14 protein-coding genes are annotated in these 15602 nt (G+C 71.8%); 8 read left to right on the top strand and 6 right to left on the bottom strand.

Translation table 11 applies throughout. The features are described from left to right. Nucleotides 1–112 precede the first annotated feature (112 nt). Nucleotides 113–265 (top strand): hypothetical protein, encoded by a 153-nt coding sequence (locus CEB94_RS20830; RefSeq protein ID WP_175433661.1) that lies wholly within the window; start codon nt 113–115, stop codon nt 263–265. Nucleotides 266–574: 309 nt separating this feature from the next. Here CEB94_RS20830 and CEB94_RS20825 read toward each other — a convergent pair whose 3' ends face one another. Both CEB94_RS20825 and CEB94_RS20820 read right to left on the bottom strand, forming a co-directional pair. Continuing rightward, nucleotides 575–1636 (bottom strand): serine/threonine-protein kinase, encoded by a 1062-nt coding sequence (locus tag CEB94_RS20825; protein ID WP_175433660.1) that lies wholly within the window; start codon nt 1634–1636, stop codon nt 575–577. A 65-nt stretch (nt 1637–1701) separates the two neighbouring features. Continuing rightward, nucleotides 1702–2856, bottom strand: a complete 1155-nt coding sequence (locus CEB94_RS20820; RefSeq protein ID WP_246112176.1) for a PP2C family protein-serine/threonine phosphatase — start codon at nt 2854–2856, stop codon at nt 1702–1704. A 187-nt stretch (nt 2857–3043) separates the two neighbouring features. On the opposite strand from CEB94_RS20820, the gene CEB94_RS20815 reads away from it, so the two are divergent. Further along, the gene (locus CEB94_RS20815; protein ID WP_175433658.1) at nt 3044–3484 is read left to right on the top strand and encodes a hypothetical protein; all 441 of its coding nucleotides are present in this window, start codon (nt 3044–3046) and stop codon (nt 3482–3484) included. Nucleotides 3485–3565: 81 nt separating this feature from the next. Beyond that, a complete protein-coding gene (locus CEB94_RS20810; protein ID WP_246111862.1) occupies nt 3566–4534 on the top strand; it encodes a hypothetical protein in 969 nt (322 codons plus the stop codon). Here the strand turns inward: CEB94_RS20810 and CEB94_RS20805 are convergent. Beyond that, nucleotides 4431–5777 (bottom strand): aminotransferase-like domain-containing protein, encoded by a 1347-nt coding sequence (locus tag CEB94_RS20805; protein WP_175433657.1) that lies wholly within the window; start codon nt 5775–5777, stop codon nt 4431–4433. The two genes, CEB94_RS20810 and CEB94_RS20805, sit on opposite strands and share 104 nt — an antisense overlap. Before the next feature lie 77 nt (nt 5778–5854). Here CEB94_RS20805 and CEB94_RS20800 point away from each other — a divergent pair, with 77 nt between their 5' ends. Together CEB94_RS20800 and CEB94_RS20795 are read left to right on the top strand one after the other, a co-directional pair. Then, entirely contained in the window at nt 5855–6664 is an 810-nt protein-coding gene (locus tag CEB94_RS20800; RefSeq protein ID WP_175433656.1) for an alpha/beta fold hydrolase, read from the top strand. A gap of 61 nt (nt 6665–6725) precedes the next feature. Further along, nucleotides 6726–7727 carry an endonuclease/exonuclease/phosphatase family protein gene (locus tag CEB94_RS20795; RefSeq protein ID WP_246111861.1) on the top strand — a complete coding sequence of 334 codons (1002 nt, stop codon included), beginning with the start codon at nt 6726–6728 and terminating at the stop codon, nt 7725–7727. A 60-nt stretch (nt 7728–7787) separates the two neighbouring features. Here the strand turns inward: CEB94_RS20795 and CEB94_RS20790 are convergent, their stop codons facing one another. Further along, on the bottom strand, nt 7788–9878 hold the full coding sequence (locus CEB94_RS20790; protein WP_175433654.1) for a PhoX family protein: 2091 nt from the start codon (nt 9876–9878) through the stop codon (nt 7788–7790). A 279-nt stretch (nt 9879–10157) separates the two neighbouring features. Between CEB94_RS20790 and CEB94_RS20785 the strand changes: the two genes are divergently transcribed. From CEB94_RS20785 to CEB94_RS20775, 3 genes are all read left to right on the top strand, one after another. After that, nucleotides 10158–12089 (top strand): VWA domain-containing protein, encoded by a 1932-nt coding sequence (locus CEB94_RS20785; RefSeq protein ID WP_175433653.1) that lies wholly within the window; start codon nt 10158–10160, stop codon nt 12087–12089. 147 nt (nt 12090–12236) lie between these two features. Beyond that, on the top strand, nt 12237–13952 hold the full coding sequence (gene metG, locus CEB94_RS20780; RefSeq protein WP_175433652.1) for a methionine--tRNA ligase: 1716 nt from the start codon (nt 12237–12239) through the stop codon (nt 13950–13952). 146 nt (nt 13953–14098) lie between these two features. Then, a complete protein-coding gene (locus CEB94_RS20775; protein WP_030846758.1) occupies nt 14099–14464 on the top strand; it encodes a PH domain-containing protein in 366 nt (121 codons plus the stop codon). Here the strand turns inward: CEB94_RS20775 and CEB94_RS20770 are convergent. Continuing rightward, nucleotides 14446–14655 carry a DUF397 domain-containing protein gene (locus CEB94_RS20770; protein WP_175433651.1) on the bottom strand — a complete coding sequence of 70 codons (210 nt, stop codon included), beginning with the start codon at nt 14653–14655 and terminating at the stop codon, nt 14446–14448. The genes CEB94_RS20775 and CEB94_RS20770 overlap by 19 nt on opposite strands. Continuing rightward, nucleotides 14652–15527 (bottom strand): helix-turn-helix domain-containing protein, encoded by an 876-nt coding sequence (locus CEB94_RS20765; protein ID WP_175433650.1) that lies wholly within the window; start codon nt 15525–15527, stop codon nt 14652–14654. The genes CEB94_RS20770 and CEB94_RS20765 overlap by 4 nt, the downstream gene beginning before the upstream one ends. Nucleotides 15528–15602: the final 75 nt, after the last annotated feature.

The raw sequence follows: 15602 nt of genomic DNA, 5'->3' as shown, positions 1-15602 counted from the left end.
CCTCTTGCCGTTCGCTGCGAGCAGCCCCTAGGTTAAACGGAGTGTTAAGCCGAATTGTCGAACACGCTTAATACATTGCCGCCGTAGTCGCCGCCCCAGTTGCGAGGTCGCCGTGCTCGAACGCACACGCACCGCCGAGCGGTACGCCCGAGGCTTCACCGCCGCCCTCGTCGCCGTGGCGACCCTGCTGCTCGCGGCGAACGCGGGCCCGGCGAAAGCCGAGACACCGCAGCCGGGCCGGCAGGCCGTCGCCGACTCCCGCTGAGGCGCCGGGGCATGGCCGGTTCTGTCTCCCTGTTCGCCGCCGTGTGAGTACGACGCGATCATGGCCGCTCGCCTTTCCGCAGGCGTGGCCTCCTTCGCCTTCGTATAGGCGTAGCACCATGGCGAAGGCGATGACGGAAGAAATCGCCGTCCCAGAACGACGTGCTGTCGACGGACGGGATGATGTCGCCGGGCGACTTCACCGCCGCGCCGGTCAGCGGGCGGATCAGGCCGGCGGCGGCGAACTCCGGGATCGCGATTGCACGCCCCCTTCAGGCCACGCGTACACGGCGCACGCGGCTCAGGGTCCTCAGCCCTGGGTCTGCAACTGCCGCAGCTGCCGCTGCACGTGGTCCAGTGCCCCTTCGCGCCGCCCGGGCACCCGGCCGCGCAACGCGGCGAGCGCGGCGCCCAGTTCGCGGGCGGGGGCGGTATCGCGGACCTGGCCCCACTGGTGGTGCGCCCGGTCCGCGGCGGCTTCGACGGCGGGGGCGTCCGGTGCCTGCCCGGCGTTCAGGCGGGCGGTGGCGATCATCAGCCAGATGCGGCAGCTGCGGGCGGCGTCCCCGGCGAACATCGCCAGGTCGGCCCGTACTTCGGCCCAGTGCAGGGCCTCTTCGGACGCGGGCCCGTGCGCGGTGACGGCGATCCGCTCGTGCCGGGCGGCGAGCGCGTCGGCCTCGGCGTGCCGGCCGGACTGGACGGCGGCGGTGATGGCGGCGTGCGGGTCCCCGGCCGCCGGGCCGGGCGTGCTCAGCACCAGGTCCGTGCCCGCGCTCTCCGGCGCGATCCGGGACAGCGCCTGCTGGTGCAACTGCTCGACCGGCGGCCGGAACCCGCTGCGCAGGATCGTCGCGACGGCCTTCATGTACGCCGGTTGCGCGACCGTGCGTCTGGACGGCGGTGGCGCGATGCGACCGTGAACGGCGTTGCCGCGGCCCGAGTCCAGCGGGGTGCCGCGCAGCAGTTCCCAGGTCTCGGCGTCGGCGTGCAGGTCGAGCAGGAGGGTCGTGGCGCCGGCGGGCCTGAGCCGCAGTTCCTCCCGGAACCAGTGCCAGGGGAAGGCGGTGTAGCGGGCGGTGGAGGCGGTGGTGCGGGCCAGCGCGAGGTGGGGCAGGCGCTGGCGGCGGTCGAGTTGGAGCTGGCCGGTGACGTACACGGTGAGCGGGCCGGGGGCCGCGGCGGCGGCGCGGAGCCGGGTGAGGACGGCCTGCGGCTCCAGCGGGTCGGCGAGTTCGACGACGTTCGCGGTGTCGGTGCCGGACAGCACGGCGGGCGCCACGGCGGCGAGGACGGGGAGTACGGAGGCGGCGTCCACGAGGCGCCCCTTGCCCACCGGCGAGGCCGCCAGCAGCAGCACGGTTCCGGGCATGGCCCCACCCCCTGTGTCGATCACGTACGTCAGCACCGTAACCGCTGCGGCTGCGAAGGTGGGTCTCAGGACCGCAAACGTCCGCCTTCGGGGGCTTCGCCCCCCGGTCTTCGGTGGGCCGGTCTCCTGCGGACGGCGAACACGGTCGTGTCATCGGCGAGGTGCCCGCCGCCGTGCCGCAGTGTGCCGTCCCGTACGAAGGCCGCCAGACGGGCCGGTTCGGCGGTGCCCGGGTCCTCGGCGACGGCCCGGGCCACCTCGTCGGCGAGCGGGTAGAACACCCCGGTGCCGTCCCGGGCCTCCGTCACCCCGTCCGTCACCAGCAGCAGCGTCTCGTCGGCGGCGACCCGCCACCGCCGGATCTCCGGCGGCCCGGGCGCGAGATCCCGGCAGCCGAGCGGCAGCCCGGCCCCGGCCGACAGGGTGCGCACCCCGCCCGGGCCGACCGCGAGCGGCGGCTCGTGCCCGAACAGCAGGACGTCCACCGCCTCCCGGTCGTCGTCGGGGCAGGCGAGCAGGACGGCCGTGGCGAACCGGTCGCCGTCCGAGCGGCCCAGGGCGACGGTGTGCCCGCGGTGCCGGATCATCCGGATCTCCAGCCGCTCGGCGACCGTCGCCAGGTCCGCCTCGTGGTAGGCGGCCTCGCGGAACGTGCCGAGCAGCGCGGCCGCCGCCTCCACCGCGCCCAGGCCCTTGCCCTGCACGTCGCCGACCAGGACGCGGGTGCCGTGCGGGCCGGGCTGGATGTCGTAGAAGTCGCCGCCGACGCGGGCGTGGGTGTCGGCGGTGAGGTAGACACCGGCGTGGTCGAGTCCGCCCCAGCCCGGCGGCAGCGGGCGCAGCACGGTACGGCGGATGGTGTCGGTGACGTCGCCCATGTGCAGCGCGCGGTGCTCGTCGCGCACCCGGATCACACAGGCCAGGGTGGCGAGGATGCCGCCCAGGGCGACGAGGACGAAGTCGGCGCGGCCGGCCTGGTCTTCGTGCGGCCAGGCACTGTCGGCGACGACGTACGTCACCAGGGAGAGGACCGCGAACAGGGCCGTGCCCCACACCCCGCAGATCGCGGCGGCGATACCCGGCACCAGCACGATCCAGGAGATCATGCGGAACTCGCCGATGGTGTGGTAGTCGGCCACCGCGATGGCGACGAGCAGCAGCAGCGGCGGCACCCAGGCCACGCGGCGGCCCCGCACCCGCAGCAGTTCCTGCCGTCGCACAACGTCCCGGCCCCCGGCCCGGGCGTGCCGGACGAGCGGGCCGTGCCCCCTGCGGTGGCGGCTCACGGCCCCAGCGAAACACGGGGCGGCACCGGCCGCATCCCGTTCCGGTCGCTCCGCCGACTTGCCAGGGGCCACCCGCCGGTGTGCCCTGGATCCAGGGGCAGGGACAGAGAGGAGAGCTGTCATGGCTCATGCGGCACCCGCCTCACGCAAGATGATCACGTCACGTCGTAGGCCCGATGTCTTCAGCGCCCGGACCCACGCCGCCACGCAGGTGGCGCTGCCCGTCGTCCTCGGGCTCATCTACGGTTTCTGGGCCGCGGCCAACCAGCGTCACGGCGGACCCATCACGGGCTGGAACCTGCTGTTCGGCTTCGTCACGGCGCTCGTGTTCGCCGTGCTGTTCGCCGCCGTGTGGCGGCTGGCCCCGCGGCTGCCGCGCGAACTGCACGCGCTGAGCTGGTTCGCCTTCACGGGCTGTGCGGTCGGCTTCCTCTACAGCCAGACCGGTGCGTCCGTGTTCAGCTCCAGCGGTCTGGGGCTGCTGGTGGGGGCGAGTGTCTTCGCGATGGTGTTCTACCGCTACTACTCGCGCGAGGACGCCGCCGGTCAGCGCATCGACTGACGGGGACGGGGACGGGGGCGGGGACACCCGTTCGGGGGAGCCGCGCTCGCGGAACGGGCCCGGGGCGCCTTGCCTGGAAGGGTGTCCGAGCACGGCCGGGCGCCCGTACCAGCAAAGGCGCCCCGACGATCACGGAACGTCCTGTCGGCCGTTCTGCTCCTTCTGGCGTGCCTGCTCGTGCCGTTCGGGGCGCTCGCGTCCTGGGCGGCCCACGGGCTCACCGACACCGGCCGCTACGTCCGGACGATGGCGCCGCTCGCCGCCGACCCGGACGTGCGGCGCGCGGTCGCGGACGCCGTCGCGGACGGTGTCATGCGGGAGGCCGGGCACGAGGCCGACACCGGCCCGCTGCGCGGGGCGGTCGGGCCCTTCGTGCACGACGCGGCGCGTTCCTTCACCCGCACCGAGGCGTACCGCACGGCCTGGGACGCGGCGAACCGGGCCGTGCACGACGCGGTCCTGCGCGCCCTGCGCGACGACGGCACCCGCGGGGCCCCGGTCACCGTCGACCCCGCCCCCGTCATCGCCCGCGTCAAACAGCAACTCTCCGACGACCACGTGCCGTTCGCCCACCGCATCCCGGTCACGCACACGCGGATCCCGGTGCTCCCGGCCGAGGACGTGGACCGACTGCGCAAGGGGTACCACGTGCTGGACACCGCCGCCTTCTGGCTGCCGCTCGCCGCCGCCGTCCTCGCGGTCGCCGGGATCTTCGTCGCCGTGTGCCGCCGCCGCGCGGTCACCGTCCTCGGCCTGGGCACGGCCCTGGGCGGCGCGCTGCTGGTCCTCGCCGTCGCGATCGGCCGCCGCCTCACCCTCGCCGACCTGCCCGACGCCCTCCACCGCCCCGCTGCCGGAGCGGTCTACGACGCGCTCACTGCCACCCTGCGCACGGTGTCCTGGCTGCTGTGCCTGCTGGGACTGGCGGTGGCGGCCGGCGCCTGGGTCACGGGCCGGTACCGTCCCCGGCTCGCCGCGCGGCGATCTGCGCGAGCCTCCGCAGGGCCCATCGCAGATCCGCTTCCGAAGCCGACCCGAGCCCGAGCCTGACGGCGTCGGGCGTGTGCCCGGGGGCGACGGCGAAGGCGGGGCCGGGCGTGACGGCGATGCCGTGCGCGGCGGCGGCGGCCGTGAAGGTGTCCGCACGCCACGGGGCGGGCAGCTCCCACCAGGCGAAGCAGGAACCCGGGTCGGACCGTACGGCGAAGCCCGCGAGTTCCTCGGCGAGGATCCGCTGCCGCCGTACCGCGTCCGCCCGCTTGGCCTCCACCAGCCGCGCCACCGTCCCCTCAGCGGTCCACCGCACGGCCGCCTCCAGCGCGAACCGCCCCGCGCTCCAGCCGCCCGACCGCACGGCGTCGGCCACGACGGCGACCCGGTGCGGCGGCACGACGAGGAACCCGGCGGTGAGCCCCGGGGCGACCCGCTTGGACAGTCCGTCCACGACGTGGGTGAGGGCCGGGGCGTGCACGGCGAGCGGATCACCCGGTTCCCGCAGGAAGGACCAGGTGCGGTCCTCCACCACCGGCAGGTTCAGGTCGTGGACCAGCCTGGCGAGTTGCAGCAGCCGCGGCCGGCTCGTCGTCAGGGACGTCGGGTTGTGCAGCGTCGGCTGCGCGTAGAGGGCGGACAGCGGCGCCGTGCGGTGCGCGGCCGCCACCGCCTCCGGGAGCAGCCCGGCCGCGTCCCCGGCCAGCGGCACCAGCGTGATGCCGAGCCGCGCCGCGATCTCCTTGACCAGCGGATACGTCAGCTGCTCCACACCCACCCGGCCACCCGGCCGGACCAGTGAGGCCAGGACGGCGGCGATGGCCTGCCGGGCGTTGCCGGTGAACAGCAGCCGCTCGGGGGCGGGGCGCCAGCCCGGGGTGGTGAGCAGGGTGGCCGCGGCCTCCCGCGCGGCCTCGGTGCCGGTGGCGGCCGCCGGTAACAGCGCCTCGGCCAGTACGTCGGGGCGCAGCAGCGGCGCGAGAACGGGGGCGAGCAGCTCCGGCTGGCCGGGCACGGCAGGGTAGTTGAGCTCCAGGTTGACGGGGGTGGCGCCCGGACCGGGTTCGATGAGCGCCTGCCCCACCGGTCCGGCCGGCGCCGCCCGTACGAAGGTGCCGCGCCCGACCTCCCCGACGACCAGCCCGCGCCGCACGAGTTCGCCGTACACCCGCCCCGCCGTCGACGGGGCGAGGCCCCGGCGCCGCGCGAACGCCCGCTGCGGCGGCAGCCGTTGTCCGGGCCGCAGCCGCCCGGTGGCGATGTCGTCGGCGATGCGGTCGGCGATACGCCGGTAGTCACTCATCGGCCGGGCCCCCTTGGATTGCACCGAGAGCAAAGATCTTATTGCACCGAGTAGTTGAGCCGCCTAGGGTCGACGCCATGGCACCCTTCCTCGCATACGAGGACAAAGGCCCCGATACCGATCGGGTACCCCTGGTCCTCGTCCACGGCCACCCCTTCGACCGCACGATGTGGGCACCGCAGCTCGACAGGTTCCCGGGTACCCGCCGCGTCATCGCCCCCGACCTGCGCGGCTACGGCGCCTCCCCGACGGCCCCGGCCGTCACGGACTTCTCGGGATTCGCCCGGGACGTCGAGGCCCTGCTGGACGAGCTGAAGCTGGAGTCGTTCGTCCTGGCGGGCCTGTCGATGGGCGGCCAGATCGTCATGGACTGCTACCGCCTGTTCCCCGAGCGGGTCCGCGGCCTGGTCCTCGCTGACACCTTCCCGTCGGCGGAGACCCCCGAGGGCGTGCGCACCCGTGACGCCATGGCGGACCGTCTCCTCACGGAGGGCATGCGCGGCTACGCCGACGAGGTCCTGGAGCGGATGGTCGCCCCGTACGCGTCCGCCGAGGTCAAGGCGCACGTGCACGGCATGATGACGGCCACCGCCCCCGAGGGCGCCGCCGCGGCCCTGCGCGCCCGCGCCCGGCGCCCCGACTACGGCGCCCTGCTGCGCCGCGTCTCCGTACCGGCCCTGGTCGTCGTGGGAGCCGACGACACCTTCACGCCGGTCTCCGACGCCCTGGCCATGCACGCGGCCCTCCCGGACGCGGAGTTGCACATCATCGAAGGCGCGGCCCACATGCCGAACCTGGAACGCCCGGAGGTGTTCGACCGGGCGCTGGAGGAATTGCTGGCCCGGGTCGATGCCCGGCAACCTTCCCCCGCCCCACCCCGTCTTTGAGGGAGGATTCGCCCTTGAGGGAGGATTCGGGCATCCCACCCTGCGAACGGAAGGCCGGGCCTTGGACACCGCCGCTGCCGAGTGGACCGCCAGGGACGACGGGCGCGAGCACCGTCCGCCCGGACGGCGGCCCGGCGCCTGGTGCGCCGGTCTGCTGTTCGCCGGGGTGAGCGTGGTCGTCGGCTTCCGGGCCGCCGACAGCGACGGCATCACCCCCGTCCCGCAGCTCCTCGCCTTCCTCCCCTGGCTGCTCGTCCCCACCGCCGTGGCCCTGCTGCTCACGCTGCTGTCCCGCTGGTGGCTCGGGACGGTGTGGGGCGTGGTCCTGCTCGGCCTGCTGGCCTGGTACATCGAGCCGTACGGCAAGGCCGACGACCCCTCGGGCCCGCCGGTCGCCGAACTGCGCGTGCTGACCTCCAACGTCGAGTTCGGCCAGGGCACCGCCTCCCTCGTCACCGCCGTGCGCCGCGAGAAACCGGACATCGTCTTCGTGGAGGAATGCGACTACGCGTGCGACGCGCTGCTGAAGCGGGACCTCTCCCAGGACTACCCGCACCGCCGGGCCGCGGAGGGCGGCGGCTCCGAGGGCTCCGTCATCCTCAGCCGCTTCCCCCTCCGGCCCACTGAGGGCGTGCGCGGCACGATGGGCATGCCGGGGGCGGTCGCCGACGTGGACGGGCACGCCGTACGGCTGCAACTCGCCCACCCCATGCCCCCGCTGCCCGGCCAGGTGGACCTCTGGCGCCGGGAGCTCGACGCCCTGCGCGACGCGGCCACCACCGACCCGGACACCCCTCTGGTCCTGGCCGGCGACTTCAACGCCTCCCAGGATCACGCGGCCTTCCGCCGCATCCTCGACACCGGCCTGCGCGACGCCTCCCGCCTGGACGGCGCCGACCGCACGGCCACCTGGCCGGCACAGACCGCCCCCACGCTCGGCGTGCAGATCGACCACGTCCTGGTGTCGGAGGACTTCGGCGCGAGCCGCACCCGCATCCTGGACCTGTCCGACACGGACCACCGCGCGGTCGTCACGGACCTCACGCTCCACACGCCCCGGTGACAGAGATAGGGGGGCGCCCGACGGACGCCCTCTATCTCCTGCTCTCCTGCGGTGGCTGGATCAGACGCCGATGTCGCACCCGTCGGCACGCCACACGGCCACGACCGCCGGCCGGACGTACTTGCCCGGACCGTCGGGCCAGGCGCTGGCCGGCTTCTCCACCGAGGCACCGTCGATCTCGCCCGGGTGCTGCACGGCGACGAGGACGCGCCGGTCCTGGATGATCGGGCCGCAGGTCTCGGCGCCCTTCGGCACGGTCAGGAACTGCTTGAGTTCACCGCGCCGCTCACCCCGGGTCGCCACGCCGAACAGGCCGTCGTGCGAGCCGAGCTGGGCACCGTCGGTGGAGATCCACAGGTTGCCGTAGGGGTCGAAGGCCACGTTGTCCGGGCAGGAGATCGGGCTGACGGCGTCCTTCGGGAACCCGGCGAAGTACGTCGCCGGGTCCTCCGGATCCCCGGCGACCAGGAACAGCGACCAGGCGAAGCGGGTGCTCTCGGGCCGGTTCCACCGCTCGGTGAGCTCCAGCACGTGCCCGTGCTTGTTGGCGTGACGCGGGTTGGCCTCGTCCGCCTTGGCGTTGGAGCCGACGCCCCGGTTGGTGTTGTTGGTCAGCGCGACATAGACCTTGCCGGTCACCGGGTTGGGCTCGATGTCCTCGGGCCGGTCCATCTTGGTGGCGCCCACCTTGTCACCGGCGAGCCGCGTGAAGACGAACACCTCCTCGGCGCTCATCCCCTCCACGTGCGAGACGGCGCCCTTCGCGGTGGCGGTGGCCAGCGGAATCCACTCACCGCTCCCGTCGAACTCGCCGTCCTGCGGCAGCTTGCCCGTGCCGTCGATCTCGACGGCGGGGGAGTCACCGGTGAGCTTGGCGACGTACAGCGTGCCCTCGTCGAGGAGGGAGAGGTTGTGCTCGCGCACGGAACGCGACGACCCGTGCCGCATCCGCTTGCTGCCGACGAACTTGTAGAAGTAGTCGAACCGCTCGTCGTCACCGGAGTACACGACCGGCCGCCCGTCGTGCGTGAGCCGCACGGTGGCCGCCTCGTGCTTGAACCGCCCGAGAGCGGTGTGCTTGCGGGGCGTGGAGGCGGGGTCGTACGGATCGAACTCGACGACGTACCCGAACCGGTGCACCTCGTTCGGCTCCCGGGCGACGTCGAACCGCTCGTCGAACCTCTCCCACTTGCGCTCGGTGGCCCCGGCCCCGACCCCGTACCGCTTGTCGGTGCTCCGCGTGGCGTTGGCGAAGTACTGGTTGAAGTTCTCCTCGCCGTGCAGGGTCGTGCCCCACGGGGTGACACCGCCGGAGCAGTTGTTGAGGGTGCCGAGCACCTTGGTGCCGGTCGGGTCGGCGGAGGTCTTCACGAGCGCGGACCCTGCGACGGGCCCGGTGAGCCGGAACTCGGTGGTGGCGGTGACGCGCCGGTTCAGCTCGTGCCGGGAGACGGCGGTGAGCTTGCCGCTCCTGCGGTCCCCCTCCACCACGACGGCGGACAGCCCGTGCGCGGCCCAGGCGACCTCGACCTGCTCACGGGTCGGGTTGGCGGCGTCGTAACCGCGGAACATCAGGATCTCGTCGGTGTACTCGTGATTGGCGACGAGCAGCTGCCGGCCGCGCTCCCCGGGCAGCGGAAGCAGCGCGAGGAAGTCGCAGTTGTACCCGAACTGCGCGGCCTGGGCCTTCGCGGTCTGCCTCTCCGGGTCGAAGGCGGGCGCACCGCGCAGGATGGGCTCGCCCCAGCGGATGACGACGTTCTGCCGGTAGCCCTCCGGCACGGTCACGGCGTCGGCGGTGTTGGGCGCGACGGGCGCGAAGCGCAGCCCGCGCGCGCCCTTGTGTTTGCGCCGGGCGGCTTCGGAGGCGGCGGACGCGGCGCCGGTGGCCGGGGCGGCGGCGGCCTGCGGAGCCTGCGCGACCCCGGCAGCACCCGCCCCCGCGGCGGCCACGGTCACCACGGCCGCGGCACGCATCATCGACCGGCGGCTGAGCGCACCGGCGATCACGTCACCGACGTACTCGTTGGAGCTGGTGTTGGGCACCTCGTGGAAGCAGGCGTCACCACACCGGAAACGACAGGTCATGGCGGACCGGCCGCCAGGGTGCGAACCGGACGGCGTTCCGATCAACGGCAGCAGCTTGCGCACTTTACTCTCCCCATGGATGCCCTTGGTGTCAGCGTGACCGTAGGGGCACGTACGTGCGGTAGCCGGGCGCCCTGGTGAACAACGAATGAACCTGCGGCTGCCGTACGGGGGTTGCGGCGATTCAGCCCTGCGTCACCTGCACCGGCCGGATGTCCCCTTGACAGGGTGGACCTGGCACAACAGACCCTGCCAAAGATCACACAGGAGGGCCGCTAACCTTACGTGTCCGTCCTGGCCAGGGATTGACGGGCTTCAACTCACGCGAAGGGTTGCGCGCACATGGGCATTCTCACTCGGTTGCGGAACGCGTTCGGACGATCCCGCAAGACACAAACCGCCGAGGCGGAGGGTGCGGCGCAGACCACGCCGACGGAACCGACGACCTCCGAGGACACTCCGACAGCACCCGCGGCGACCCCCAAGGTCCCGTCCCCCTCCCCGGAACCCACTCCTGGGCCGACGGCGAACGTCCCCGAACCTCGCGACGACGAACACGACCTCGTGTCGGCGGCCTTCGACAAGATCGCGGTCCCGCGCCCCGCCGGCTCGCCGGAGGGCCCCCCGACAGGGGAGAAGGCGCCGGCTGCCGAGGGACGGAAGGTCGCCGACCAGCCGACGGTCGAGGAGAAGCCGGACGCCGTCGCGGAGTCGACGACCGTCGAGAAGACGACTGCCGCCGAGGACCCGGAGACCGTCGAGAAGACGACTGCCGCCGAGGACCCGGAGACTACGGAGTCGGCTGCCGCGCAGAAGGCGACGGAGACGGCTTCGGCGGAGGCGCCGGTCGCCGAGGAGCCGCCGGTGACGGACGAGGTCACGGCGGAGACGCCGGCGCCGGGCGAGGAGACGGTCGAGCAGGAGAAGTCGACCGCGGCCGCCGAGACGACCGAGAAGCCGGAGGTCAGCCCGACGAACGAGGAGCGGCCCGAGCCCGCGCCACCGACGGACCCGAAGGCTGAGGCAGAGCCCGAGACCGCACAGAAGCCGGCCGAGCCGAAGGCCGAGGCCAAGGCCACGAAGAAGACAGCCGAACCGAAGGCCGCCGCCGAGACCAAGGCCACGAAGGCAGCCGAGCCAAAGGCCGAAGCCAAGGCCGCACAGAAGACGGCCGAGCCGAAGGCCGCAGCCGAGGCGGCCGCCCCCGAACCCGCGGCCGCCGACGGCGACGCGGCCCCACAGGGGCCACCCGCACCCGACGACGAAAGCAGCACGGGTGGTGCGGGTGGGAACAAGACGGCCGAAGGCGAAGCCGAGGCCAAGCCCACAGCCGACGCGAAGCCGAAGCCCGAGCCCAAGCCGAAGCGGAAGGCCGCACCGAAGGCTGAGCCCAAGGCCGAGCCGAAGGCCGAGCCGAAGGCCGAGGCCGAGCCGAAGGCCGAGCCGAAGGCCGAGGCCGAGCCGAAGCCGAAGCCGAAGGCCGAGGCCGAGCCGAAGCCGAAGGCCGAGGCCGAGCCGAAGCCGAAGCCGAAGGCCGAGGCCGAGCCGAAGCCGAAGGCCGAGGCCGAGCCGAAGCCGAAGGCCGAGGCCGAGCCGAAGACCGACGCCGGCCCCGCCCTCCCCCTCACCCGCGTAAAGACCCACGCCCCCAGCCTGGCCACCGCCTACCAGGCAGCCGCCACCACCCTCGAGTCCCACAACCTCACCGGCACCCGGGCCAAGGTGTACCTCGTCCTCGACCGCTCCGCCTCCATGCGCCCGTACTACAAGGACGGCTCCGCCCAGGCCCTCGCCGAGCAGACCCTCGCCCTCGCGGCCCATCTCGACCCCGAGGCGACCGTCCCGGTCGTCTTCTTCTCCACCGAACTCGACGGCACCGGCGAGATCACCCTCACCGACCACGAGAACAAGATCGACGACCTGCACGCGGGCCTCGGCCGCATGGGCCGCACCAGCTACCACGCGGCGGTGGAGGCGATCCTCGCCCAGCACGACAAGGCCGAAGCCTCCGGCACTCCCGCCCTGGTGATCTTCCAGACCGACGGCGCCCCGGACGCGAAGACCCCCGCCACCCAGGCCCTCACCGACGCGGCCAAGACTCACCCCGCCGTCTTCTTCTCCTTCGTCGCCTTCGGAGACCCGGAGAACAAGGCGTTCGACTACCTCCGCAAGCTCAAGACGCCGAACACGTCCCACTTCCTCGCCGGCGATACCCCCCGCGAGCTCACGGACAAGGAGCTCTACGAGGGCGTACTGGCGAACTGGCGCCCGTAGCCATCCACGGCTCACGACGCCGCCCGCTTCCCACCTCGCAAAAGGGGAGGCGGGCGGCGTACCCGTGTCAGCTACGATTTCAAGGTTCCGTAGACGACCGAGACCACGAGATCGTCACTCCGCGTAGCGACTTGGGAGCAGCCCGCGATGGCTCGACACCTCATCACCAGCGCCCTTCCGTACATCAACGGGATCAAGCACCTGGGCAACATGGTGGGGTCCATGCTCCCGGCGGATGTCTACTCCCGCTACCTGCGCCAGCGGGGCCATGAGGTCCTGTACATCTGCGCGACGGACGAGCACGGCACCCCCGCGGAGCTCGCGGCCAAGGAGCAGGGCGTCCCCGTGGACGCGTTCTGCACCGAGGCGCACCACCAGCAGAAGGCGATCTACGACGGCTTCAGCCTGGCCTTCGACTACTTCGGCCGCAGCTCCTCCCCGCAGAACCACGAGATCACGCAGGAGATCGCGCGCGAGCTGAAGGCGAACGGCTTCATCGAGGAACGCGCGATCCGCCAGGTGTACTCGAACGCCGACGGCCGCTTCCTGCCCGACCGCTACATCATCGGCACCTGCCCGCACTGCGGCTACGACAAGGCCCGCGGCGACCAGTGCGAGAACTGCACGCGCGTCCTGGACCCGACCGACCTGATCGACGCCCGCTCCGCGATCAGCGGCAGCAGCGACCTGGAGGTTCGCGAGACCAAGCACCTCTTCCTGCTCCAGTCGGTGCTCGCCGGCGAGGTCGAGGCGTGGGTCGACGAGCGCGCCGACGACTGGCCGGTGCTGGCCTCCTCCATCGCCCGCAAGTGGCTCACGGAGGGCCTGCACGACCGCGCGATCACCCGTGACCTGGACTGGGGCGTGCCCGTTCCCGCCGACACCTGGCCGGACCTCGCCGCCGAGGGCAAGGTCTTCTACGTCTGGTTCGACGCCCCGATCGAGTACATCGGCGCGACGAAGGAGTGGGCGGACCAGGACCCGGAGAACCGCGACTGGCGCTCCTGGTGGTGGGAGTCGGATGCGAACGTCCGCTACACGCAGTTCATGGGCAAGGACAACGTTCCCTTCCACAGCGTGATGTTCCCGGCGACCCTGCTGGGCACCCGCGCCCCGTGGAAGAAGGTCGACGTCATCAAGGCCTTCAACTGGCTGAACTACTACGGCGGCAAGTTCTCCACGTCCCAGCGCCGAGGCGTCTTCACGCACGACGCCCTCGACATCCTGCCCGCCGACTACTGGCGTTACTTCATGATGGCGAACGCCCCGGAGTCGGACGACTCGTCCTTCACCTGGGAGCACTTCACCGCCACGGTGAACAAGGACCTGGCCGACACCCTCGGCAACTTCGTCAACCGAGTCCTGTCCTTCTCCAGGAAGCGCTTCGGCGAAGAGGTCCCGGCAGGCGCCGAGCCCGGTGAGGCGGAGACGAAGCTGGGCGAGGAGATCGCCCGCCTGCTCTCGGAGTACGAGTCCCAGATGGAGGCCATCCAGTTCCGCAAGGCGGCGGCCGCGCTGCGCGCCCTGTGGTCGGCGGGCAACTCCTACCTGGAGGAGAAGGCCCCCTGGCTGGAGATCAAGACCAACCCCGAGGGCGCCGCGCTCACCCTGCGTACGGCGATGAACCTGATCCACCTCTACGCGGTGGTCTCCGAGCCGTTCATCCCGACGTCGGCGAAGAAGATGCGCGAGGCGTTCTCCCTGGAGGACGACACGGCGGTCTGGGTCACCCAGGAAGAGGCGAAGTCCCTCACCACCGTCCCTCCCGGCACCCCCTTCACCATCCCGCCGGTGCTGTTCGCCAAGCTCACGGACGAAGACCTGGAGTCGTACAAGGAGCGCTTCGGCGGCGAGTCCGCGTAACGCCCGTCGCGCACCCGCCCCTAGGGGGATCTCCTCCTGGGGGCGGACGCGTTTCCCGATCGGCTCGTCCCCGGGCTCGTCGCCTACGGAAGCCTCTGTTCGTAGGATGAGTGAGGCATCCGGCCAACCAAACGGGGGGACAACCGATGGCACTCTTCGGCAACGCACACACCGTGAATCCGCAGTCGGCCCAGCAGGACTACGCCCGCCTCCTCGGCCACGGCGAGCAGGTCCACGCCGCGTTCCTGCTGATCCGCGACACCATCCTCTTCACCGACCGCCGCCTGATCCTGATCGACAAGCAGGGCATCACCGGCAAGAAGGTCGAGTACCACTCGGTCCCCTACCGCAGCATCACCCACTTCGCGGTGGAAACGGCCGGCACCTTCGACCTGGACGCCGAACTCAAAATCTGGATCTCCGGCACCCCGACGCCCATCGAGAAGACCTTCACGAAGGGTGTCGACATCTACGAGGTCCAGGCGATCCTGACTCAGTTCGTGGCGAGGTAGGGCAAGAAGTCCGCCCAGGCACCGGGCGTGATCGCCAGACGGGGACCTTCGACGTTCTTGGAGTCGCGAACATGCACAGTGCCGGGGGTGACAGCAAGCTCGACGCAGGAGTTGCCGTCATTGCCGCTGCTGTAGCTGCTCTTGAACCACACCAGCCCGGAGGCGTCCCCAGCGGTGGTCTTGCGGATCATGTCTCTCCCAGCAGTTGCTCGACGAAGGCCAGCGACTCCCGTGGTGAGAGCGCCTGGGCCCGGATGGTGCCATACCGCAGCTCAAGGATGCGCAGGTGTTTGGGATCGGAGGTCGGCCGACCGTTGAACGCACCATCGGAGCGTCCCACGGCGGAACCGTCCGCGAACTTCAGTAGTTCGATCTTGCCGTCCATACCGGAGTGGGTCTCGCAGTTCAACGGCATCACCTGAAACACGACGTTGTGCAACCCACCCACCTCCAACAGACGTTCGAGCTGTCGACGCGACACCATTGTGCCCCCGATGGGACGGCGCAGAGCCGCCTCTTCCAGGACGAAGCTGAGCGCAGGTGCGGGCGTACGTTCGTAGATCGACGCACGAGCCACCCGCGCGGCCACCATGCGCTCCACCTCGTCCGGGGAGTACGGGGGTTGCATTGCCTCGAACAGCGCCCTCGCATGGTCGGGAACCTGCAAGAGGCCGTTGATGCCGTTGCTCTCGTAGACGCCGACCTCCACCGCCTGCGACTCCAACTTGGCGAGCTCCCGAACCTTCTTCGGATACCGGACCCTCTTCACGTCCTCCCAAGCCGCCGCAACGAGCCCGCCCGCTCCCAGCACCTCGTCGGCCTTGTCCAAATACTCCTGCCGAGGAATCCGCTTGCCGCCCTCGACCTTGTAGACGAGGTCCTCCCCGTACCCGACCGCCACCGCGAACTCGGCGGCCCGCATCCCCACCGCCTCACGCCGCAGCCTCAACTGTCGCCCCACCGTGGTGATGACGGCCACTCCCCACTCGTCGTCCGGATCCACCTCCCAGCCCGGCTCGTCCGCTTCCCCACTGAGCCGACGCACCTCGCCGTCCACCGTCATGCCGCACCCTCCTTCGTACTGCCGACAGCCCGGACAACGGCCGACAAGCCCCGGACAGTCACCCTACGTATCAGC

Source organism: Streptomyces hawaiiensis (assembly GCF_004803895.1).
Taxonomy (GTDB): Bacteria; Actinomycetota; Actinomycetes; order Streptomycetales; family Streptomycetaceae; genus Streptomyces; species Streptomyces hawaiiensis.
Note: the sequence above shows the minus strand (reverse complement) of the source record. Positions and strands in the feature narration are given on the sequence as shown.